General features: G+C 38.4%; 16 protein-coding genes. 3 read left to right on the plus strand and 13 right to left on the minus strand.

The genetic code is table 11. The annotated features are described in order from the left end of the window. Both fliD and ACN6NE_RS10095 read right to left on the minus strand, forming a co-directional pair. Nucleotides 1–1,791, minus strand: a complete 1,791-nt coding sequence (fliD, locus tag ACN6NE_RS10090; protein WP_474325286.1) for a flagellar filament capping protein FliD — start codon at nucleotides 1,789–1,791, stop codon at nucleotides 1–3. Nucleotides 1,792–1,992: 201 nt separating this feature from the next. Continuing rightward, nucleotides 1,993–2,673 carry a hypothetical protein gene (locus ACN6NE_RS10095; protein ID WP_129705401.1) on the minus strand — a complete coding sequence of 227 codons (681 nt, stop codon included), beginning with the start codon at nucleotides 2,671–2,673 and terminating at the stop codon, nucleotides 1,993–1,995. Between the two features lie 331 nt (nucleotides 2,674–3,004). Between ACN6NE_RS10095 and ACN6NE_RS10100 the strand changes: the two genes are divergently transcribed. After that, nucleotides 3,005–4,402: an amino acid permease gene (locus ACN6NE_RS10100; RefSeq protein WP_013059755.1), complete on the plus strand. Its 1,398-nt coding sequence runs from the start codon at nucleotides 3,005–3,007 to the stop codon at nucleotides 4,400–4,402. Nucleotides 4,403–4,439: 37 nt separating this feature from the next. Here the strand turns inward: ACN6NE_RS10100 and ACN6NE_RS10105 are convergent, their stop codons facing one another. Continuing rightward, entirely contained in the window at nucleotides 4,440–6,152 is a 1,713-nt protein-coding gene (locus ACN6NE_RS10105; RefSeq protein WP_474325287.1) for a high affinity choline transporter 1, read from the minus strand. 629 nt (nucleotides 6,153–6,781) lie between these two features. Here ACN6NE_RS10105 and betB point away from each other — a divergent pair. After that, nucleotides 6,782–8,272 carry a betaine-aldehyde dehydrogenase gene (gene betB, locus ACN6NE_RS10110; RefSeq protein ID WP_474325288.1) on the plus strand — a complete coding sequence of 497 codons (1,491 nt, stop codon included), beginning with the start codon at nucleotides 6,782–6,784 and terminating at the stop codon, nucleotides 8,270–8,272. Between the two features lie 21 nt (nucleotides 8,273–8,293). Further along, nucleotides 8,294–9,496, plus strand: coding sequence for an iron-containing alcohol dehydrogenase (locus ACN6NE_RS10115; protein ID WP_129705407.1), 1,203 nt, complete (start codon nucleotides 8,294–8,296; stop codon nucleotides 9,494–9,496). A gap of 42 nt (nucleotides 9,497–9,538) precedes the next feature. On the opposite strand, the gene cudC is transcribed toward ACN6NE_RS10115, so the two are convergent. From cudC to ACN6NE_RS10165, 10 genes are all read right to left on the minus strand, one after another. Further along, a complete protein-coding gene (cudC, locus tag ACN6NE_RS10120) occupies nucleotides 9,539–10,093 on the minus strand; it encodes a choline uptake/conversion transcriptional regulator CudC (RefSeq protein ID WP_129705409.1) in 555 nt (184 codons plus the stop codon). 228 nt (nucleotides 10,094–10,321) lie between these two features. Continuing rightward, nucleotides 10,322–10,552, minus strand: coding sequence for a carbon storage regulator CsrA (gene csrA / locus ACN6NE_RS10125; protein ID WP_129705411.1), 231 nt, complete (start codon nucleotides 10,550–10,552; stop codon nucleotides 10,322–10,324). Between the two features lie 24 nt (nucleotides 10,553–10,576). Then, nucleotides 10,577–10,999, minus strand: coding sequence for a flagellar assembly protein FliW (gene fliW / locus ACN6NE_RS10130; protein WP_045293745.1), 423 nt, complete (start codon nucleotides 10,997–10,999; stop codon nucleotides 10,577–10,579). Nucleotides 11,000–11,080: 81 nt separating this feature from the next. Then, nucleotides 11,081–11,962: a flagellar hook-associated protein FlgL gene (flgL, locus tag ACN6NE_RS10135; RefSeq protein ID WP_129705413.1), complete on the minus strand. Its 882-nt coding sequence runs from the start codon at nucleotides 11,960–11,962 to the stop codon at nucleotides 11,081–11,083. Between the two features lie 2 nt (nucleotides 11,963–11,964). Further along, nucleotides 11,965–13,488 carry a flagellar hook-associated protein FlgK gene (flgK, locus tag ACN6NE_RS10140; RefSeq protein WP_474325289.1) on the minus strand — a complete coding sequence of 508 codons (1,524 nt, stop codon included), beginning with the start codon at nucleotides 13,486–13,488 and terminating at the stop codon, nucleotides 11,965–11,967. An 18-nt stretch (nucleotides 13,489–13,506) separates the two neighbouring features. Continuing rightward, nucleotides 13,507–13,974, minus strand: coding sequence for a flagellar protein FlgN (locus tag ACN6NE_RS10145; protein ID WP_129705417.1), 468 nt, complete (start codon nucleotides 13,972–13,974; stop codon nucleotides 13,507–13,509). Nucleotides 13,975–13,989: 15 nt separating this feature from the next. Next, nucleotides 13,990–14,244 (minus strand): flagellar biosynthesis anti-sigma factor FlgM, encoded by a 255-nt coding sequence (flgM, locus tag ACN6NE_RS10150; protein WP_014457790.1) that lies wholly within the window; start codon nucleotides 14,242–14,244, stop codon nucleotides 13,990–13,992. A gap of 159 nt (nucleotides 14,245–14,403) precedes the next feature. Then, entirely contained in the window at nucleotides 14,404–14,817 is a 414-nt protein-coding gene (locus ACN6NE_RS10155) for a TIGR03826 family flagellar region protein (RefSeq protein WP_129705419.1), read from the minus strand. A 61-nt stretch (nucleotides 14,818–14,878) separates the two neighbouring features. Beyond that, nucleotides 14,879–15,376, minus strand: coding sequence for a ComF family protein (locus tag ACN6NE_RS10160; RefSeq protein WP_129705421.1), 498 nt, complete (start codon nucleotides 15,374–15,376; stop codon nucleotides 14,879–14,881). A 191-nt stretch (nucleotides 15,377–15,567) separates the two neighbouring features. Then, nucleotides 15,568–17,076, minus strand: coding sequence for an ATP-dependent helicase ComFA (locus tag ACN6NE_RS10165; protein ID WP_129705423.1), 1,509 nt, complete (start codon nucleotides 17,074–17,076; stop codon nucleotides 15,568–15,570). Nucleotides 17,077–17,154 lie beyond the last annotated feature (78 nt).

Genomic DNA, 17,154 nt, shown 5'->3' on the forward strand with positions numbered 1-17,154 from the left:
TTAACTAAAATATTGCGATAACTGCACGCTTTGAGCATTTGCATTTTGAATGGCTTTTTCCATTGCTGTAAACTGACGATAATACCGGTCCTCTACTTGTGTGAGCCTGCTTTCAAAACTAGTGATTTGGCTATTTACGCTTTTTAAATTCCGCCCAAGCAAAAATTGTTCACTTGTCCATGTTGAACGGCCAGCGCGCTGCTCAATTTTGGATACGGTTTGAGTAATCGTATCTCGTAAACGTCGTACAATCCCTTTTTCACTTGTTGTACTTCCACTTTTCATAAATAAATCCATCACAGACTGCGGATCTTTTTCAATTGCTTCTTTTAATTTAGTTCCGTCGCCTTCTATGACTAGCTTGCCTCGATCGCTATAGTTTGCGCTAGTTGAAATACCAATGTCGGTTAGCTGCGAAAATGCTCCGCTCACTCCTGATACAGAGGCATACCAGTTAGAACGCATTTGGTTTAGCCCGCTTGATAAAATTGAGTCTCCTTTTAACAAACCGCTTTTCGCCTTTTCATCCCACTGCTCAGCTTGTTTATCCGTTAGTTTTTCTCTTTCTTCATCAGTCAAAGGCTGATAGTTCCGGTCTCTTTCTTCCGTAATCTTTCCATTAATTTTCTCAATCAGTTCATTGTATTTGGTCACAAAATCTTTAATGGTATCAAATACTTTCTGCGTATTATTGCTTACGTTAACGCGCACATCTCCTGTGAAATTATTTTGAGAGGTATAGGTAACGCCTCCCGTTGTAAATGTATTGGACTTACGAGTTGTTTCTAGACCGTTTAGCGTAAATTTTGCGTCTGTTCCTTTGGCATCACCGGCGAGTTGCAAAAAGTCCGTCAAAAATCCTCCTGAAAAAACCATATTTGAACCATCCGCACTATCAGCAGAAGATAAATTCCCCGTATCTTTACGAGTCATAACAACTTTATTCGTTCCTTCATCAAAAAAAGCTGAAATACCTGCTTTTGAATTGCTGATTTGTGTAAGAATGGTATTTAATGAGGTGGAACCGTCAAATTCAAATACGGTGCTGCCGTTTGGACCATCTCCTGTGGCTTTTCCATTGCTGTCGTAAGTTGTAATAGAAAAGTTCAGCACATTTTGCTGGTACGAGAACGCTTCAATTGTGCTGCCGCTTGTTAACGTGGTACCAAATGTCATTTCACCTGTGTCTGCGTTAATAAATACTTCATTAGAATCTATTGTTCCCGCCTCAGTTCCTATTCTCACGCTATAACTGTTAGTCACACCTCTGGTGGTAACAGAGATAGACTGCAGAGTATTCCCCTCAGAAAGAGATCCTTTGGCTAGTTTTACTGTACTAGTATCAGCACTTAACGCTATAGCAGCTTGATCAATTGTTTTGTTAGCCCACACTTCTGTTCCCATCGAATCCCGTTGAGACCATAAGCTTTTCGTCGGATCAATCTTAGAAGCAATACTGTTAGCGCTAATACTCTGCGCAGCAGTCGCCATTGTCACGTTTGAAAGTGTATAAGACGCGTTACCTGCTGAGGAAGTAGCTGCCGCTTTTACTTTCGTTTCATCTGCTGAAGATACCGTTTTAGACGAATAAGAAGACTGCAAGGTCATATTAAAAGCGAGATTATTAAATTCTGATAACAGCAAGTTCATAGAGCGATAATCATCTCGCTGCCACTCTAACGTTTGCTTTTGTTTTTTCATTTTATCAATAGGCATACGTTCAGCCTTCATTAAATCACTGACAATTTGATCAATATCCATTCCGCTTGCTAACCCACTTACTCTTACCACTTACCATCACCACCGTTTTTTATTCATCTATTCATCAACTGTTAGCCATAAAATATGAGTGTATTTTTTCGAATCTTCTTATTCGTTCATAGGTTCAACACTTCTCTATTTTGTATCGGTAAAACAAACATTTTTTTCATAGGTCAAATGGTGCAAGATAGAAAAAGCTCACTTATTTTTCTACAATAAGTGAGCTTTTTATTATTGGCCAAACAAGTTCAGTTTCTGGGATAAATTTCTTTGAATATCCTTAGGAATAAGATATGGTGCTAGATTTATAATATCTCGTAACGAATCAATGGTTACAGAGGCAGATAAATTTATATATTCATCCGTTGTATCTGCTTGCTCAAATGAAATGGAATCTGGCAAATTATTGAGCAGAGTAATTTCATTCATTTCTTTATCGACCGTGACATCAGCAGCCTTATCAATATTTAAGCGATCCCATACAAGAGACATCGGAATCGGCATTCTTCCTAAATGCACGCTATTCACCTTTAAAACAAGCTTTCCATTTTCGGCATTTGGTGTTACGTCAACTACAAACTGTGATTCCATAAAAGATACCACATGTTTATTAATATAAAATTTTATATGTTCCGGAAGCAACTCGGCTTCTGCTCCGTCAACCGTTTCATCATTTTCGTAAAGGTAGCTGCGCAAATAATCATTAACATCGCTCTCGCTTAATCGGTATCCTAAAATAGGAGAGCCTCCGTTCAGTTCTAGCGACGTCGCATGAGCGGACTTTTCTTGTGCCAGTAAAGATAATGAAGCAGTCTGATCAAGTTTTTCAATATTTCTGACTGGACTAACGAAAAAATACAACCCAACTAAAAGGATAATAAATAGAAAAATAACAGCTATAAATTTTCTCAAACACACGCACCCTCTCAAACATCATTCTTGGAATATAATACCGATTTTTCTTTTATCATACAAGATATATAAGATAGTTGTCGAAAACTTGTATAAAATGTACGTATATACCAGACATCCCAAATGGCGAATAAGTCTACGATGAATAAATCGAGTCTTTTTTGACTTAAAATGCGTCAATTTTAGTAACTTAAAGTCGATTTTTATAGGAATTTGATAATTGGCACACTTCTTGCTTATTATAAAGGTAAGGGGAGGAATTTCTATTTATATTTTCAGAATTTACTTTATTTTCTAATAGTCTTTCGATAATTTTAAAGGAGTGAATACGATGGGAAACAAAACAGAATCACACGGAAAGTTAAAGCAACGTCACGTTTCCATGATTTCCATTGCAGGTATTATCGGAGCCGGCTTGTTTGTAGGAAGCGGATCCGTTATTAACGCAACAGGCCCAGCAGCAGTAGTTTCATATGCAGCAGCCGGACTGCTAGTCGTTCTATTGATGCGTATGCTCGGTGAAATGGCTATGGTAAACCCAGATAAAGGCTCATTCGCAACATATGCTCAGCAAGGAATTGGCGCGTGGGCAGGTTATGCTGTTGGATGGCTTTACTGGTTTTTCTGGCTAATTGTAATTGCGATTGAAGCCACTGCAGGAGGAGCAATTGTTCATGAATGGCTCCCTTCCGTACCAATTTGGCTTTTAAGCTTAATCTTAACCTTTGCATTAACTTTAACAAACTTGTTCTCTGTCAAATCATTTGGAGAATTTGAATATTGGTTTGCTATGATTAAAATTGTGGCAATCGTTGCTTTTATGGGAATCGGTTTAGCTATTATTTTCGGATTGATCCCAGGTACATCTTCACCTGGTCTAGCTAATTTAACGGGCCACGGAGGCTTTATGCCAAAAGGTACGAACTCTATCTTTTTAGGAGTTATTACCGTTATTTTCTCTTATTTTGGAGCTGAAATTGCGGCTATTGCAGCTAGTGAATCAGAAAATCCAGCAAAAGCTATCACAACTGCTATTCGCAGTGTCGTATGGCGAATTTTAATTTTCTATATTGGTTCAGTTGCTATTTTAGTAACTCTTTTACCTTGGAACTCAGCTGATTTACTAAAAAGTCCATATGTAACAATGTTAGAAATGGTCAATATTCCAGCAGCTGCACAAATTATGAATTTAGTCGTATTAGTATCCGTTTTGTCTTGCTTGAACTCTGCTTTGTATACGAACTCACGAATGATTTTATCATTAGCTCAAAAAGGACAAGCTCCTCGCGCTTTAGCAAAAGTAAGCAAATCAGGCGTGCCGGCAAGAGCTGTATGGATTAGCACAGCTGCCGCATATGTATGTGCTATCTTTAGCTTCGTTTCGCCGGATAAACTCTTTTTATTCTTAGTTAATGCATCAGGAGCCATTGCTCTTATTGTGTACTTAGCTATCGCTATTTCTCATTTACGCCTGCGTAAGAAAATGAATCGAGCCAACCAGCCAATTAAAGGGATGAAAATGTGGTTGTTCCCGTATTTAACATACGTAACAATTGCTGTTATTACCGTGATCTTCTTATCAATGGCATTTATTGATTCGATGCGCTCACAGTTTTTCTTAACTCTTGGATTAACCGCTGTGGTTCTTCTTTCATACTCGTTCATCAAAAAAACAAACAACAAGCGACCTGACGATCAATTTTCCGAGTCAGAAAATATTGCAAAATAAAAAAGCCGCAGATGCGGCTTTTTTATTTTGCTTTTGATTATTTCTCAACCGATATGTCACGATGAAGATTTCGAAGCGGCTGAGGAGGGCAAATACGTCGCGTCGCGTAAGAAACGATAAAAATAGTTAACAACCCGCCTACCATCGCAAATGTACGAAACGGAAACATGACCACTCCGTCTTCAATCATCGGATACGGAAGCAGCGCTTTTAAATGAAGCAGCGGTTCTCCTCCACCTATTCGAAGAACAAGAGACACAATAAACCCAGCCGAAGATCCGTACCAGTTAGCTCCTTTAAAGAATAAAGCACAAACCAACTGCGGAAAAAGTATACAATACACTAGGTCCCCTGATAAATACCATAAAGAGTAGACACTCTCAGAGTTTAAAGCAATTAGAGTTGCTCCCGTTCCAATGATAATGATAGAACGTTTAATAACTTTATCTAACTGTGCCTGTGTCGCATTTGGTTTTATAATTGGACGATACACGTTCCAGGCTGCCATCCCCGAAGCTGAAAGCAACGAAGCCGCTACTGCAGCCATGACGGCAGCAGCTAGTCCTCCAAGCGCAATCGCTCCTACTAAATCAGGCGTTAGGTATTTAAATACATACGTTAAAATCATGGACGCGCTCTCAGGGCTTGACGCTCCAAATGAAGACCAGTCTGCACTATAACCTATCATTCCTATTAAAGTTGGAGGCAAGGCCGCTAATGCGCAAAAGATGCCGGCTGTAATAGATAGCCACATTGCTGCTTTTTCATTTTTAGCAGATAACACGCGCTGAAAATAGATTTGCCATGGAATACCACCAAAAATAAGTAAAAATGTGCTATCCCACCATTGCCAATATGTATTTCCCCATTTCGGATCTTCCCAGCCTTTTAATGGAGGAAATAAATGAAGAGAACCAGTCATGCCTTCTGAATACGTAGAAAAAACGGCTCCCACCCCTCCCGTATTCGAAAATGCAAAGGGAAGCACCAGAAATAGTCCTAAAAACATAATAGAAAGCTGTAAGATATCGGTATGTGCTACTGCCCACAGGCCGCCAATCACGGTGTATGCAATGGCAATAAGTGCGGAAAGAATGATGGAAATTGAAAAACTGAGGCCTAAAATCACACCGAATGTTGTTCCTAAAGCAGTTAAGATAGCTGCGCTCCAAAACAGCTCTCCCAGTATAGCTGGAAAATAAAGAACCGTAGCCATTTTCTTACCGAAACGAGATTCTAGAGGATCGAGCATTGTCATAAACTCAAACCTTCTCATCTTTCTAGCAAAAAAGATACCGCCTAAAATCAAGCTGATTGAATAACACCATGGCGCTTGAGTCCATGTCAGCCCTGAGGAATAAACGGTTTCGGCTGTTCCAGCAATATATCCTCCACCTACCCAAGTGGCGGTCATTGTGAACATTGAAATCCATAGAGGCATAGATCTTCCTGCAACAAGCATATCATCTGATTTTCCTTTTTTACTTGCAGCGGATCGAGCACCAATAAAATAAATAACACCATACATAATGAACATTAAAATGAGGCCTGGCCAATAGAGATCTGGATTATAGAGAGAATAGATAAATGCGACAACCATAAAGATGGAAAATCCTGTAATAGTTGTCCATAAGGGGGTTAGTAGACGGTTGTTCCTGTTTGATTTCCCTGAAAAGTCAGAAGTCTCATTCGACTTTTCAGGCCTGGCTTGTTGTGTGTCTGAACGAAATGGCTTTTTAGCATTTTGCATCGTCTCACATCCTTTAAATTGATAAAGAAATCTAAAGACATAATTGTCCTCTATTCCTTTTTCCTACCAGCATACAATTGAACCTAAAAATAGATTTTTTAGAATAAAATATAAATAGCTGGATTATAAATACCAATGCGAAGGGGAGAAATTACGTTTATATAATTATATTAAAATAATTTAAATCGACTTTTTTTATTATTTTGCTAAGAACTCATAATTATTTTCATCTTCCATCTAAACTCCTTTCTTAATTTCCACATTCAAAATCCTTTGTTTTTTAAGGTTTGTATGCAAGCAGATATAGTACTATGGTTAATATATCTGAATGTTTAGGATATTGTCAAAAAAGTTTGAGTGTTTTCATATAAAAAAAAGAATAATATTCTCATAGCTCGTACATAAAAAAACCTTTTGTATCAAGGGACATAGCAATCAGTGATTTTTTATCACTTTTTGTTAAATTTTTTCTTAATATCCGAATGATTAGTCTTTTACAGAGAAGATAATCTAATAAATTCAGAACATTTACATTTTTGGGATTTGACTAAATTAAATAACCGATGCTATAATTTGAATTGTTAAGAATGTTAAATATAAATTTAACAAATTCTATTATTTGGAGGTCGATGCTATTGGAACAAACACTTACGCTTGAAAAAATGCACATAAACGGCGAATGGGTTGAAGCACGCAGCGGCGAGAAAAGAGAGATTATAAATCCTTTTAATCAAGAGGTTATCGCTGTCGTTACAGAAGGAAATCGTGCTGATACTGTAGAAGCTATTGAAGCAGCTAGAAAAGCTTTTGATGCAGGTGAATGGTCTAAATTTACAGCGGCCCAAAGAGGTTCTTTACTATTTAAAGTAGCGGAAGAAATTCGTAATAATCGTGAAGAACTCGCTAAACTTGAAACCTTGAATACTGGAAAAACCCTCGTTGAAAGCCTGGCAGACATGGATGGGATTGCTGATGTCTTTCAATACTATGCTGGATTAGCAGATAAAGATGGTGGACAGATGATTGAGTCACCTAATCCCTATTCTGTTAGCCGCGTTGTCCGCGAACCTGTAGGTGTATGCAGCCAAATTACTCCTTGGAATTACCCTTTATTGCAAGCCTCTTGGAAATTGGCTCCGGCACTTGCTGCTGGGAATACAATTATTATTAAACCAAGCGAAATCACCCCTTTAACAACTATTCATATGATGAAAATTTTTGAAAGAGTTGGCTTTCCAGCAGGCGTCATTAACATTGTACTCGGCCCGGGTGCGACCGTTGGACAAGAAATGGCAGAAAGTCACTTAGTAGATTTAGTTTCCTTTACAGGTGGCGGTGTATCTGGACGTAAAGTCATGCAGGCTGCCGCAGGCAACTTTAAAAAAATCGCTCTTGAACTCGGCGGGAAAAATCCGAATATCGTCTTTGCTGACGCTGACTTTGACACTGCGGTTGACTATGCATTAAATGCGGTCTTCTTTCATGCCGGTCAAGTTTGTTCAGCTGGTGCGAGATTACTCGTTCAAGATGATATTCACGATAAATTTGTTTCAGCAGTTATTGAACAAGCCAAAAAAATTAAGCTAGGAGACGGCATGGATGAAGCCACTCAAATGGGACCCGTCATCTCAAAAGAACACCTAGCTAAAGTGGAACATTACATTGAGCTTGGCAAACAAGAAGGTGCTTCCCTTGTTTTAGGAGGCAAACGTCCAACTCAAGAGTCTTTACAGAAAGGTTTATTCATTGAACCAACTATTTTTACAGACTGTCATGGAGATATGAAAGTTGTCCAAGAAGAGTCATTTGGTCCAATTATGACCATTGAGCGCTTCAGCACCGAAGAAGAAGCGGTGGCACTTGCTAACGATACAATCTATGGATTAGCTGGAGCCGTTTGGACAAGTGATATGAATCGAGCTGAACGTGTAGTGAAAGCACTCCGTATGGGAACAACTTGGATTAACGATTATCATCCCTACTTCCCGCAGGCTCCTTGGGGAGGATATAAGCAATCTGGGATTGGAAGAGAGCTTAGCCACATTGGGCTAGAAGAATATACGGAAATTAAACATATTTATACGAATACAAATCCACAGCCAATGCGCTGGTTTCAATAAAATTCAAGGGGGAATGTAAAGATGTTTATGCGATTTGAAAGAATGGAACGTTTAAAAAGTTTTGAGATGCCAACGGTTGTAAAACATGGAATTGGTGCTGTTAAGCATACTGGAGAAGAAGTAAAAAACCTAGGTGTATCTAAGGTTTTATTAGTAACAGATCCTGGTGTAAAAAAAGTAGGCTTAGCAGACCCTGTAATCGCTAGTTTAAAAGAAGCGGACGTAGACGTTGTTCTATTTGACCAAGTAGAAGCCAACCCTTCTATTCACGTGGTAGCAGACGGCACAAAAATGTACAAAGAAAATGGATGCAACGGACTAGTAGCTGTTGGAGGCGGAAGCTCAATGGATACGGCAAAAGCTATTGGTGTAGAAGTAGCTCATAATGCTCCCGTCTTAGATTATGAAGCAGCTGAAGGAAAAAAACCTTTAACAAAACGTATCCCTTCTTTAACAACCATTCCTACAACTGCGGGTACAGGAAGTGAAGTCACACAATGGGCTGTCATTACGGATCCTGTTCGTGAGTTTAAGTTTAATACAGGCGGACCTTTAATTGCTGCCCACTTAACAATTATTGATCCAGAACTGCACGTATCTATGCCTTCACACATTACGGCCGGTACAGGAATTGATGCATTAGCTCATGCAATTGAATGTTATACATGTCATTTTGCACAACCAATGACAGACTCTGTTGCTTTGTTGGCTATTGAGTACGTTGGAAAATACTTACGCCGTGCAGTTGCAAATGGACAGGATATCGAAGCACGCTATGGAATGGCGCATGCAGCTATGCTTGCTGGCCTTTCATATGGAAGTGAATCTGCAGGAGCAGCTCACGCGATGGCTCAAACATTAGGAGGCATTTATCCAATTGCCCATGGCCCTTGCGTAGCAGCAATGCTAGGTCCTGTAATGGAATATAACTGGATGGGTGAGCCTGAAAAATTTGCGCGCATAGCTCAAGCTTTAGGAGTTAATACACACGAATTAACTCTTGAAGAAGCAGCTCAAGCAGCTGTTCGTGAAGTATATCAACTAGTTAAAGATGTACAAATCCCTTCTTTAGAAGAACAAGGTGTTCCAAAAGAAGCAGTTTCTCGCTTAGCTCAAGAAGCATTTAATGATCCACAAACGGTTGGTAACCCTCGTGATTTAACTGTAAAAAGTTACGAATGGATTTATAATCGCTGTTTTGAAGCTACACCATTAACCGTATAAAAATGATAAAAAGGCTGTTGATTTTTCAACAGCCTTTTTTATTTACTCTTTCGCTAATTCTTCATTTAAAATATCGATGATTCTTCGGTCGTCAAAAACTTTCACTACTTTTTTCAAGAAATGATAATAATGTTTGGACTCTATAATCTGCGCTAAATTACGCTTTGCTTTTAATGCGATCTCCTCAGGTACATCTTCATCATTTAAGAGAATCTGCAGCTTGTTTTCCGCTTCTTCGATTGCCTCTAAATTAACTGAAATTTCTCTTTGCCACTTCTTACAGAAAAATGAAAAAAAGGACTTAGAAAAATCTTTTTCTGCTTCATATAAGTCTTTTCGAACACCTTTTTTCCACACTTTGTGGACCATATCAATATTTTGCAGTGAACGAATGGATGTACTCATCGTTGGTTTACTCATACCCAATTCTTCACTCATTTGATCTAATGTAACAGGCTCATCCATAAAATAAAGCATGCCATACAGCCTTCCTACTGAAGGTGTGACCCCATATAAATCCATCGTATCAGCTAAAGCGCTGACAACCACATCTTCTGCTTCTTTTAATAAATCATGATACTCTTGAACATCACTCATTTACTCTTCTCCTCTTTTGTTAAATTTATTTGAATTATACTTAATAAATTTAATGATACACGATAAAAAGGAAAAAAACAGAAATTCAGTTTAATTTTTTTGATAAAAAAGAAGCCTTTCTCTTGAAGAGAAAGGCTTAAGACATAGTGGGGAATACTATATGTTTATCTTTCCCGATTTAGATATTATTTATACCGTATATTTTTGATGATTTTCAAACTGATCGTTTTATTTCTTTTTCGGTAATTGTTTCAGCATATCAATAGCATGTAATGTAATTTGAGAAGCACTTTTATTTTCATTACGTATTTCTTCATAAATCTCTTGTCTATGAATATCTAGAGACTTTGGAGCTTGAATTCCTAACTTTACTTGATCACCATTAACTGCAAGGACGGTCACTTCAATTTCATCACCTATTTTGATTGTTTCATTTAACTTTCGTGTTAAAACAAGCATGGACTCACTCCTTATCTATTCCTCTTACTCAAATAACCTGTGCTTCGTTTCGTAAGCTGTATTCATTAAAATCACTTGCTTAGCAAGCTGTTGCTTTGTATTAATAATAACAGGAGCCTGCAAATTAGCCGTTATCTTTTCCACAGAATCTGACATCGTAAGCAATACGTAAACAGCTGCATCTTCCGCTTGTTGTAATTGAAGCTTTTCGATTTCCTGAGGTTCTAGTTGAAAATCATAATCTAAAAAAAACTGAAATGGATCCGTGATAATAAAAGCTAATTCTTTGGTTTGAATAGACTGCAGAACTTGGAAAGCTTCGGCTTCTGGAAGTGGTAAAATAACAAATTCAGTTTCTTCCAAAAAACCTGGAATCCCTTGATTGAATGTCAGTGTTTGCTGATTATCTATTTCTATATCTCCATGATAGCTTGTTGAAATTTTCATTTCATCACACCTTTGCTAATTGATTTTTTCTTGTTATCTTTTTTCATTATAAAAAAGCTCCTTCTGTTTAGAAGGAACTTTTTAACGCAAGAAATCTAGCAGCGTAGGCTGAATAATTTGAGCCCCTACTCCCAAAGCAGCACGATGCACGCTTTCTTGTACGGTTAAATCCGTAATGACTTTTTCAATATCTGCATCTTCATTATTTGAAAGCATCTTAGTAGCCGTAATTTCCTGTGAATCAAGGCGGTTTTCGATCAGCTCAAGCCGATTGCTTCTTGCTCCCAATTCAGATCGCTCCGCTAATAGCGTAGACAGCTGCGTGTCTACCTGTGTAGAGAGATCTTTTAGTGAGTTTACATCGTTTTGTTCAAAAGCTGTTTGAACATTGTTCATTAAGTCGAATGCACCTTGTCCAAAAATGTTTTCAGGGTGAATATTGACTCTCAGCTGGATACCTTTTGAGACTTCAACTGAAAAAGGATCCAGGTTAATATTCGATTCTATCATACCGCTTGCATTCTCACTTATAGGCGCTGCTCCTACATTTACACCGTTAAAGATATAGTTTCCTGCCACCTGCGTATTGCCTACTTGCATATAATCCAGCTTTAACTGTTCAATTTCACGTGCAATTGCTTGGCGGTCATCACTTTCATTCGTACCGTTTAACCCTTGCACGACCAGCTCTTTAGTGCGCTGAAGAATGGAGTTGACTTGTTCAAGTCCGGATTCTGAACTATCAAACCAAGACTGAGCTTCTGTTAAATTACGTTTATATTGATTTACTTCAGAAAGATTAGAATGATAAGCCATTCCTTTAGTAGCCACTACCGGGTCATCTGAAGGACGAGTAATTTTCTTTCCCGTTGATAATTGGTTTTGAAGTGTTTCCAGCTTATTATAGCTATTGCTAATCTGTTTTAACGAATTAGCCGCTAACATTCCTTGTGTGACGCGCATCTTTACCTTCCTCCAGTTCCAAGACCGTTTACAATTTTATCAAGCATTTCATCAATCATAGTCACCATACGGGCACTAGCGTTATATGCATGCTGAAACTGAATCATATTGGTCATCTCTTCATCTAATGAAACTGCACTGGTAGACTGGCGCCTTTGCTCTACAGCTCCCTGAAGAGTTTCTGAATTACTTTTTAAGCGGTTGGCTTGTTGAGCATCTACTGACATTTGGCCAATAACAGATTGATAAAAGCCATCTAGGGAAACAGCTTGATTCCCGGAATTAATAAGCACCTGTTGACGAAATTGAGACAATAGCTGAGCATTTTGTCCATCTCCTTTGCGGCCAGTTCCATCATCCCCAGAGGAGGCCGAAGAAGCAGCAGCAATATTGTTTGTGTTTTGTCTAATTTTATCAGTAATAACAATTCCAGTTGCAGCTCCTTCTTTCTGAAAAATCTTATTAAAAAAGGACATACCAGTATCACCATCTAGCGTGACACCTTGTTGGTGCTTATCATTAAACCAATTTACAAATTCATATGCCATTTCATCTAAAACATCAATCATTGAAGCGTAAACACCTGTTTTATTACCACTATTATCTATATATCCAGAAGCCTCAATTAACCCTTTAAGTTTTCCTTGAGGAAATGACTCAGGGTTCCGTATCTCATCCCCTATATGAATTTCCGTCACATAGGAATCTTGATTTGTTTTCAAACTGATGGCATTTACTTGATGAGTTTTCCCATCTAAAAGAGTAATAGGCCCTTGAGACGTTTGAAGCTGAACCGTTACCACTCCTTCTGACGTTGCAGAAGCGTTCCCGCTGCTTTTTGTATACTCTAAAGAAACCGGCATAAATTTAGAAATCTCATCTAGCAGCCGATCTCTTTCATCATACAAATCATTAGGCAAATAGCCATTCGGTTCTACGTTTTGTATTTGTTGGTTCACATTACTTATTTGCTCTAACAAAGAATTCACTTGTGTTACCGCTACGTCACGCTCGTTTTGTAAATCACCTTGAACCGTTTTTAAAGAAGTAGATAAATAAGAGAAAGTATCGCCTACTGCTTCAGCTCGTTCAATCATAACAGACCTGGCTCCTGCTTCTGAAGGGTGTGAAGCTACATCTTGAATGGACTCAAAGAATTGATTAAAAACAGCTGAAAGTCCATCTTCAGTAGGTTCATTCATAATTTCCTCCATTTTTTCAAGAGCACCAGCGCGCGCATCCCAATACCCCACTTTAATGGTTTCATCTCGATACTGGGTATCTAAAAATGTATCACGTATTCTCTCTACCTTGCTGGCTTCTACTCCCATTCCTATTTGGCCCGCAGTTCCAGTCTGATTCATCCCTGGGGCTGGATAAGCTGGGAACGTTTCTAAACTTATTCGCTGACGCGTATAGCCCGGCGTATTTGCATTAGATACGTTATGGCCAATCGTGTAAAGAGCCGCTTGTTGGGCATCCATTCCTCGTTTAGCCACCTGCAAACCATGAAATGTTGAACTCATTCTGCTTTCCTCCGTTCTTTATGCCTTTGAATTAAAAATAGAGTTGGACTGAAACGATCTATTATTTGTTTTTGTGTAATTGAACGAATCCTCTCGTTTCGATGGAACAAGAAGGTCTAGTTCGGTATGAATCAGCTGCAAAGACTGTGTGAGCAGCTGATTGTTTAAGTCATTTGCATACTTTATATCTTGAATTATATCTATTAGCTGTTTTTGAAAGGATATCAAGATGGAGTACTCAGAGAATGAGCCTGCTATTTCTTCAATGGAGTGAGCAGCATGTCCGCTTTTTTCCATCGCTTCTATACGCTTTGTTTCCAGTGCAGAAATAGCAGCTATATGAGATTGCTCTTTTTGCAAAGAAGCCGTCAATGCCTTTACATCTTGTTTAATAATAAAATTCGTTTTCTCTTTAACAATAACAGACAAACTTTTGTGAAGCGTTACTTGTTTTTCTAGTATCGTTTGAATTTCTTGCCCATTCAATCAATGTCAGTCCTTTTATTTTTTATAGAAATCTACAATACTTTTAGCAATTTCTTTTCCGTTAATTTCGTATGTTCCGCTGTTAATTTGCTGTTTTAGTTTCTCCAATTTTTCAAGTCTTTCTGGAGATGGTTCATTTCCCTGAAGTTTCTTTGCCTCAGATGAAATATGAATCTGATCTTGTGGATTCTTTTTAGAGACCTGTTCTGTTTTTTCTGATTGTTTTTTGTACGGATTTATTCCAAATAAGTTCGATGGGTTAATCTTCATCTCTCTCACCTCTTTTTATATTTGTATCCGTTATCTCTATTCATTATATCGGAATTTCCACCTAAACCTTTAGCATCGGCAAAGAAGTTGAGACCATTTTCACAGTCCTCCTTAAACATAGGTCTATAGATAGAGAACCTGCAAACACTCAGCACAATTTTACTCTTTTTTCCTTTCGTTAGAACGATAGGTAGGACGCGTCGGCTCTTCATTTGAACGAATCATCTCACGATTATGCTTTTCTAACCCATGTTTAATTTCTTGAGAGCATGAATAGCAAAGTTTACCTTCTCGAATCTGAGCGTTGCATTGCATGCATGAATAGCTTATATTTGGAAAATTAGTTAGCACTAAACGACCTTGTCGAATAAATTGATGAATTAACGAATCTGAAACGCCCGTTTCTTTCATCACTTCGTAAGTCGTTGCTGTACGATTTGCTCTTTTCTTCAAGAATGAAGAAACACGTTGAAACAGAGCTTCTTCTTTGTCAAAACACGATTTACATATGTTTATTGATCCAATTTTTACAAATAAATGACCGCATTCCCTGCAATTATCTAACGTTCCCATATTCGAAACTCCTCATTTGTTTTTTATTTTACTATCGGTCAAAGTTTTAAATTATACATCTTCATGCACGAATTAGAGTGAGCGAATGAACTGAACGTGCACCAGCTTCCTGCAAGCAATTTGCCGCTTGGCGCACGGTTGCTCCTGTTGTATAAATGTCATCAATCAAGAGAAATTCTTGATTCGTAACCATTGAGGAATCGACTACTTTAAATTCCAGCCTTTCTGTCAGCCGACTTCGCCTATTTTTCTTTGATTGCTTTGTTCCTGAACAGCGAACAAGAGGCATTTCTATGTTGTCACTGATCAGTTCAGCTAGCGCTAAAGATTGGTTAAACCCTCTCTCGTATAATCTCTCGTCCGTTAAAGGTATAGGAACTAATATAGCTTTTGGATTACATTCTTTTTTATAGAACTTATACCACTGCTCCTTGAATGCTTGGATAATTTCATAATCTCCTTGAAATTTAAAACGTTCTATTATGCTTTGCATAAAATCATTGTACGTATAAAGAGAACGGTTAAAAAAAGAAGCATCATTCCATTTCTGACAGTCCATACATGTGTCTAGCTCATAATGAGAAGGAGCCAGGTCTGCAAGAGAACGGCCGCATCCCCTGCAAATGCTACTGGTGATGATGGGACATCTTTGCAAGCAAACAGTGCAAATCCTGTCCGTTGAAGAAGGTTTTAACAATGACCTCCAATCGAAAGAAGAGACAAGAGGTTCAAAACAAATCAGACATATTGTCATCGATCAACCAGCCCTTCCTTATAAGCTAGAGCATTCATATATTCAATATGCTCTTTTGCTTTTCGCATAGACAGAGACTGCCCATAATGAAAAAAGACCACGTCTCCCGTTGGAAATTGAGCACTCCTCCCTACTCTTCCTGAAATCTGAACAAGAGCACTTTCAGTAAAAATCGTTTCTTCTGCTCCCAATACTGCAACATCTATGTTGGGAACCGTTACGCCTCGCTCTAATATTGTTGTCGTTACTAAAATAACTAGCTGTCCTTCTCTAAATTTCATTACTTTTTCTTTTCGCTGGGAATCTTCGGCATGGACACCATCTACCTTTTCGGTTAGCTTTCGAATCATGTCTGTGATCGGAGCAATCCACTTAATTTGCGGGACGAAGATAAAGCATTGTTTCCCTTTATTTATTCTTTTTTTCAGCCATTTCTCAACATTAGCAGGCAAGGTATCTGTTTTCATTTTTTTCTTCCAATTGCCACACCATTCAAACCGAGGAACAGGAATAAGCATTCGGTGATAGCGGGCTGGAATTTTAACTACTTGTTTTTTCCCTTGCTCAACGTCTTTTTTTAATGATTCATTTGGAGTCGCTGTTAAATAAATCTTTGATGCAGCGTGTTTAGCTGCTTTTGCAACAGCATAGTGCAGCATAGGCTCCGTCGAATACGGGAATGCATCTACTTCGTCAATAATCAGCACATCGAATGCTTGATAATAATGCAGAAGTTGATGAGTGGTGGAAATAATAAGAGAGGATTCATGAAAACGGTCTTCGCTGCCTCCATACATAGCCAGCACAGACATATTCGGAAATGCCGATTGAATTCTTGGCTTTAACTCAATAACTACATCTGTTCTTGGAGTAGCAATACAGACTTTCTTTCCACTGTTCAACGCTGCTTCAATACCTTTAAATAAAATTTCCGTTTTTCCTGCTCCGCAAACAGCCCAAATTAACAGCTCTTCATCCTTTTTTATAGCTTGAATGAGTTCATTTGAAGCACGTTCTTGAGCTTTAGACAGCATTCCTTTCCAATTCATCACGCTGCTTTTTGGCAGGACACTACTTGCTGGTCCTTCCCAGTTTATAAAAGGTGTGCACTCACTTACTTTGCCCATTACAATACATGCTCGGCAATAGTAGCACTCCTGGTGACATCTACTGCATGGAAATGAAGCAAAATAAAAGGGGCTATCACTTCCACACCGGTTGCATTTATATCCGTTTTCTTTCTGGGTAAGTGCTTTTTGATAGGAAATATATCCGTTTAGATAATGTTCATGAATGAGAGATAAAGGATAGGGAGTCTGAGTTAGTAGAAGCTGCTTTCCGCTTAGAGAGCGCTGAAGATCTAAAGAGTAGGGGTATGAAGGATTTAAAGGTGGAGTTCTCCACGTATCGATTTTTGAGAGAGGAAAAGCAGCTGGGCTAGGTACTTGAACGGGATTTAGCAATTCTTGTTTAACAGTAAAAAGCATATCTTCATTCCTTTCCATGTTTATCGTACACATCTATATACGCAAAAAAAGGTGTTTTTTCCTGCAAAAAACCAAATCAAATGATTTGGTTTTCGA

It is taken from the genome of Priestia sp. 53B2, from assembly GCF_056099005.1.

Coding starts and splice junctions, on each gene's coding strand:
- ACN6NE_RS10100 (WP_013059755.1), top strand. CDS start 3,005: ATGGGAAACAAAACAGAATCACACGGAAAGTTAAAGCAACGTCACGTT.
- ACN6NE_RS10155 (WP_129705419.1), bottom strand. CDS start 14,817: ATGGGAACGTTAGATAATTGCAGGGAATGCGGTCATTTATTTGTAAAA.
- ACN6NE_RS10105 (WP_474325287.1), bottom strand. CDS start 6,152: ATGCAAAATGCTAAAAAGCCATTTCGTTCAGACACACAACAAGCCAGG.
- fliW (WP_045293745.1), bottom strand. CDS start 10,999: ATGAAAATTTCAACAAGCTATCATGGAGATATAGAAATAGATAATCAG.
- flgK (WP_474325289.1), bottom strand. CDS start 13,488: ATGAGTTCAACATTTCATGGTTTGCAGGTGGCTAAACGAGGAATGGAT.
- cudC (WP_129705409.1), bottom strand. CDS start 10,093: ATGAGTGATGTTCAAGAGTATCATGATTTATTAAAAGAAGCAGAAGAT.
- ACN6NE_RS10115 (WP_129705407.1), top strand. CDS start 8,294: ATGTTTATGCGATTTGAAAGAATGGAACGTTTAAAAAGTTTTGAGATG.
- betB (WP_474325288.1), top strand. CDS start 6,782: ATGCTATTGGAACAAACACTTACGCTTGAAAAAATGCACATAAACGGC.
- ACN6NE_RS10160 (WP_129705421.1), bottom strand. CDS start 15,376: ATGGACTGTCAGAAATGGAATGATGCTTCTTTTTTTAACCGTTCTCTT.
- ACN6NE_RS10165 (WP_129705423.1), bottom strand. CDS start 17,076: ATGGAAAGGAATGAAGATATGCTTTTTACTGTTAAACAAGAATTGCTA.
- flgM (WP_014457790.1), bottom strand. CDS start 14,244: ATGAAGATTAACCCATCGAACTTATTTGGAATAAATCCGTACAAAAAA.
- csrA (WP_129705411.1), bottom strand. CDS start 10,552: ATGCTTGTTTTAACACGAAAGTTAAATGAAACAATCAAAATAGGTGAT.
- flgL (WP_129705413.1), bottom strand. CDS start 11,962: ATGCGCGTCACACAAGGAATGTTAGCGGCTAATTCGTTAAAACAGATT.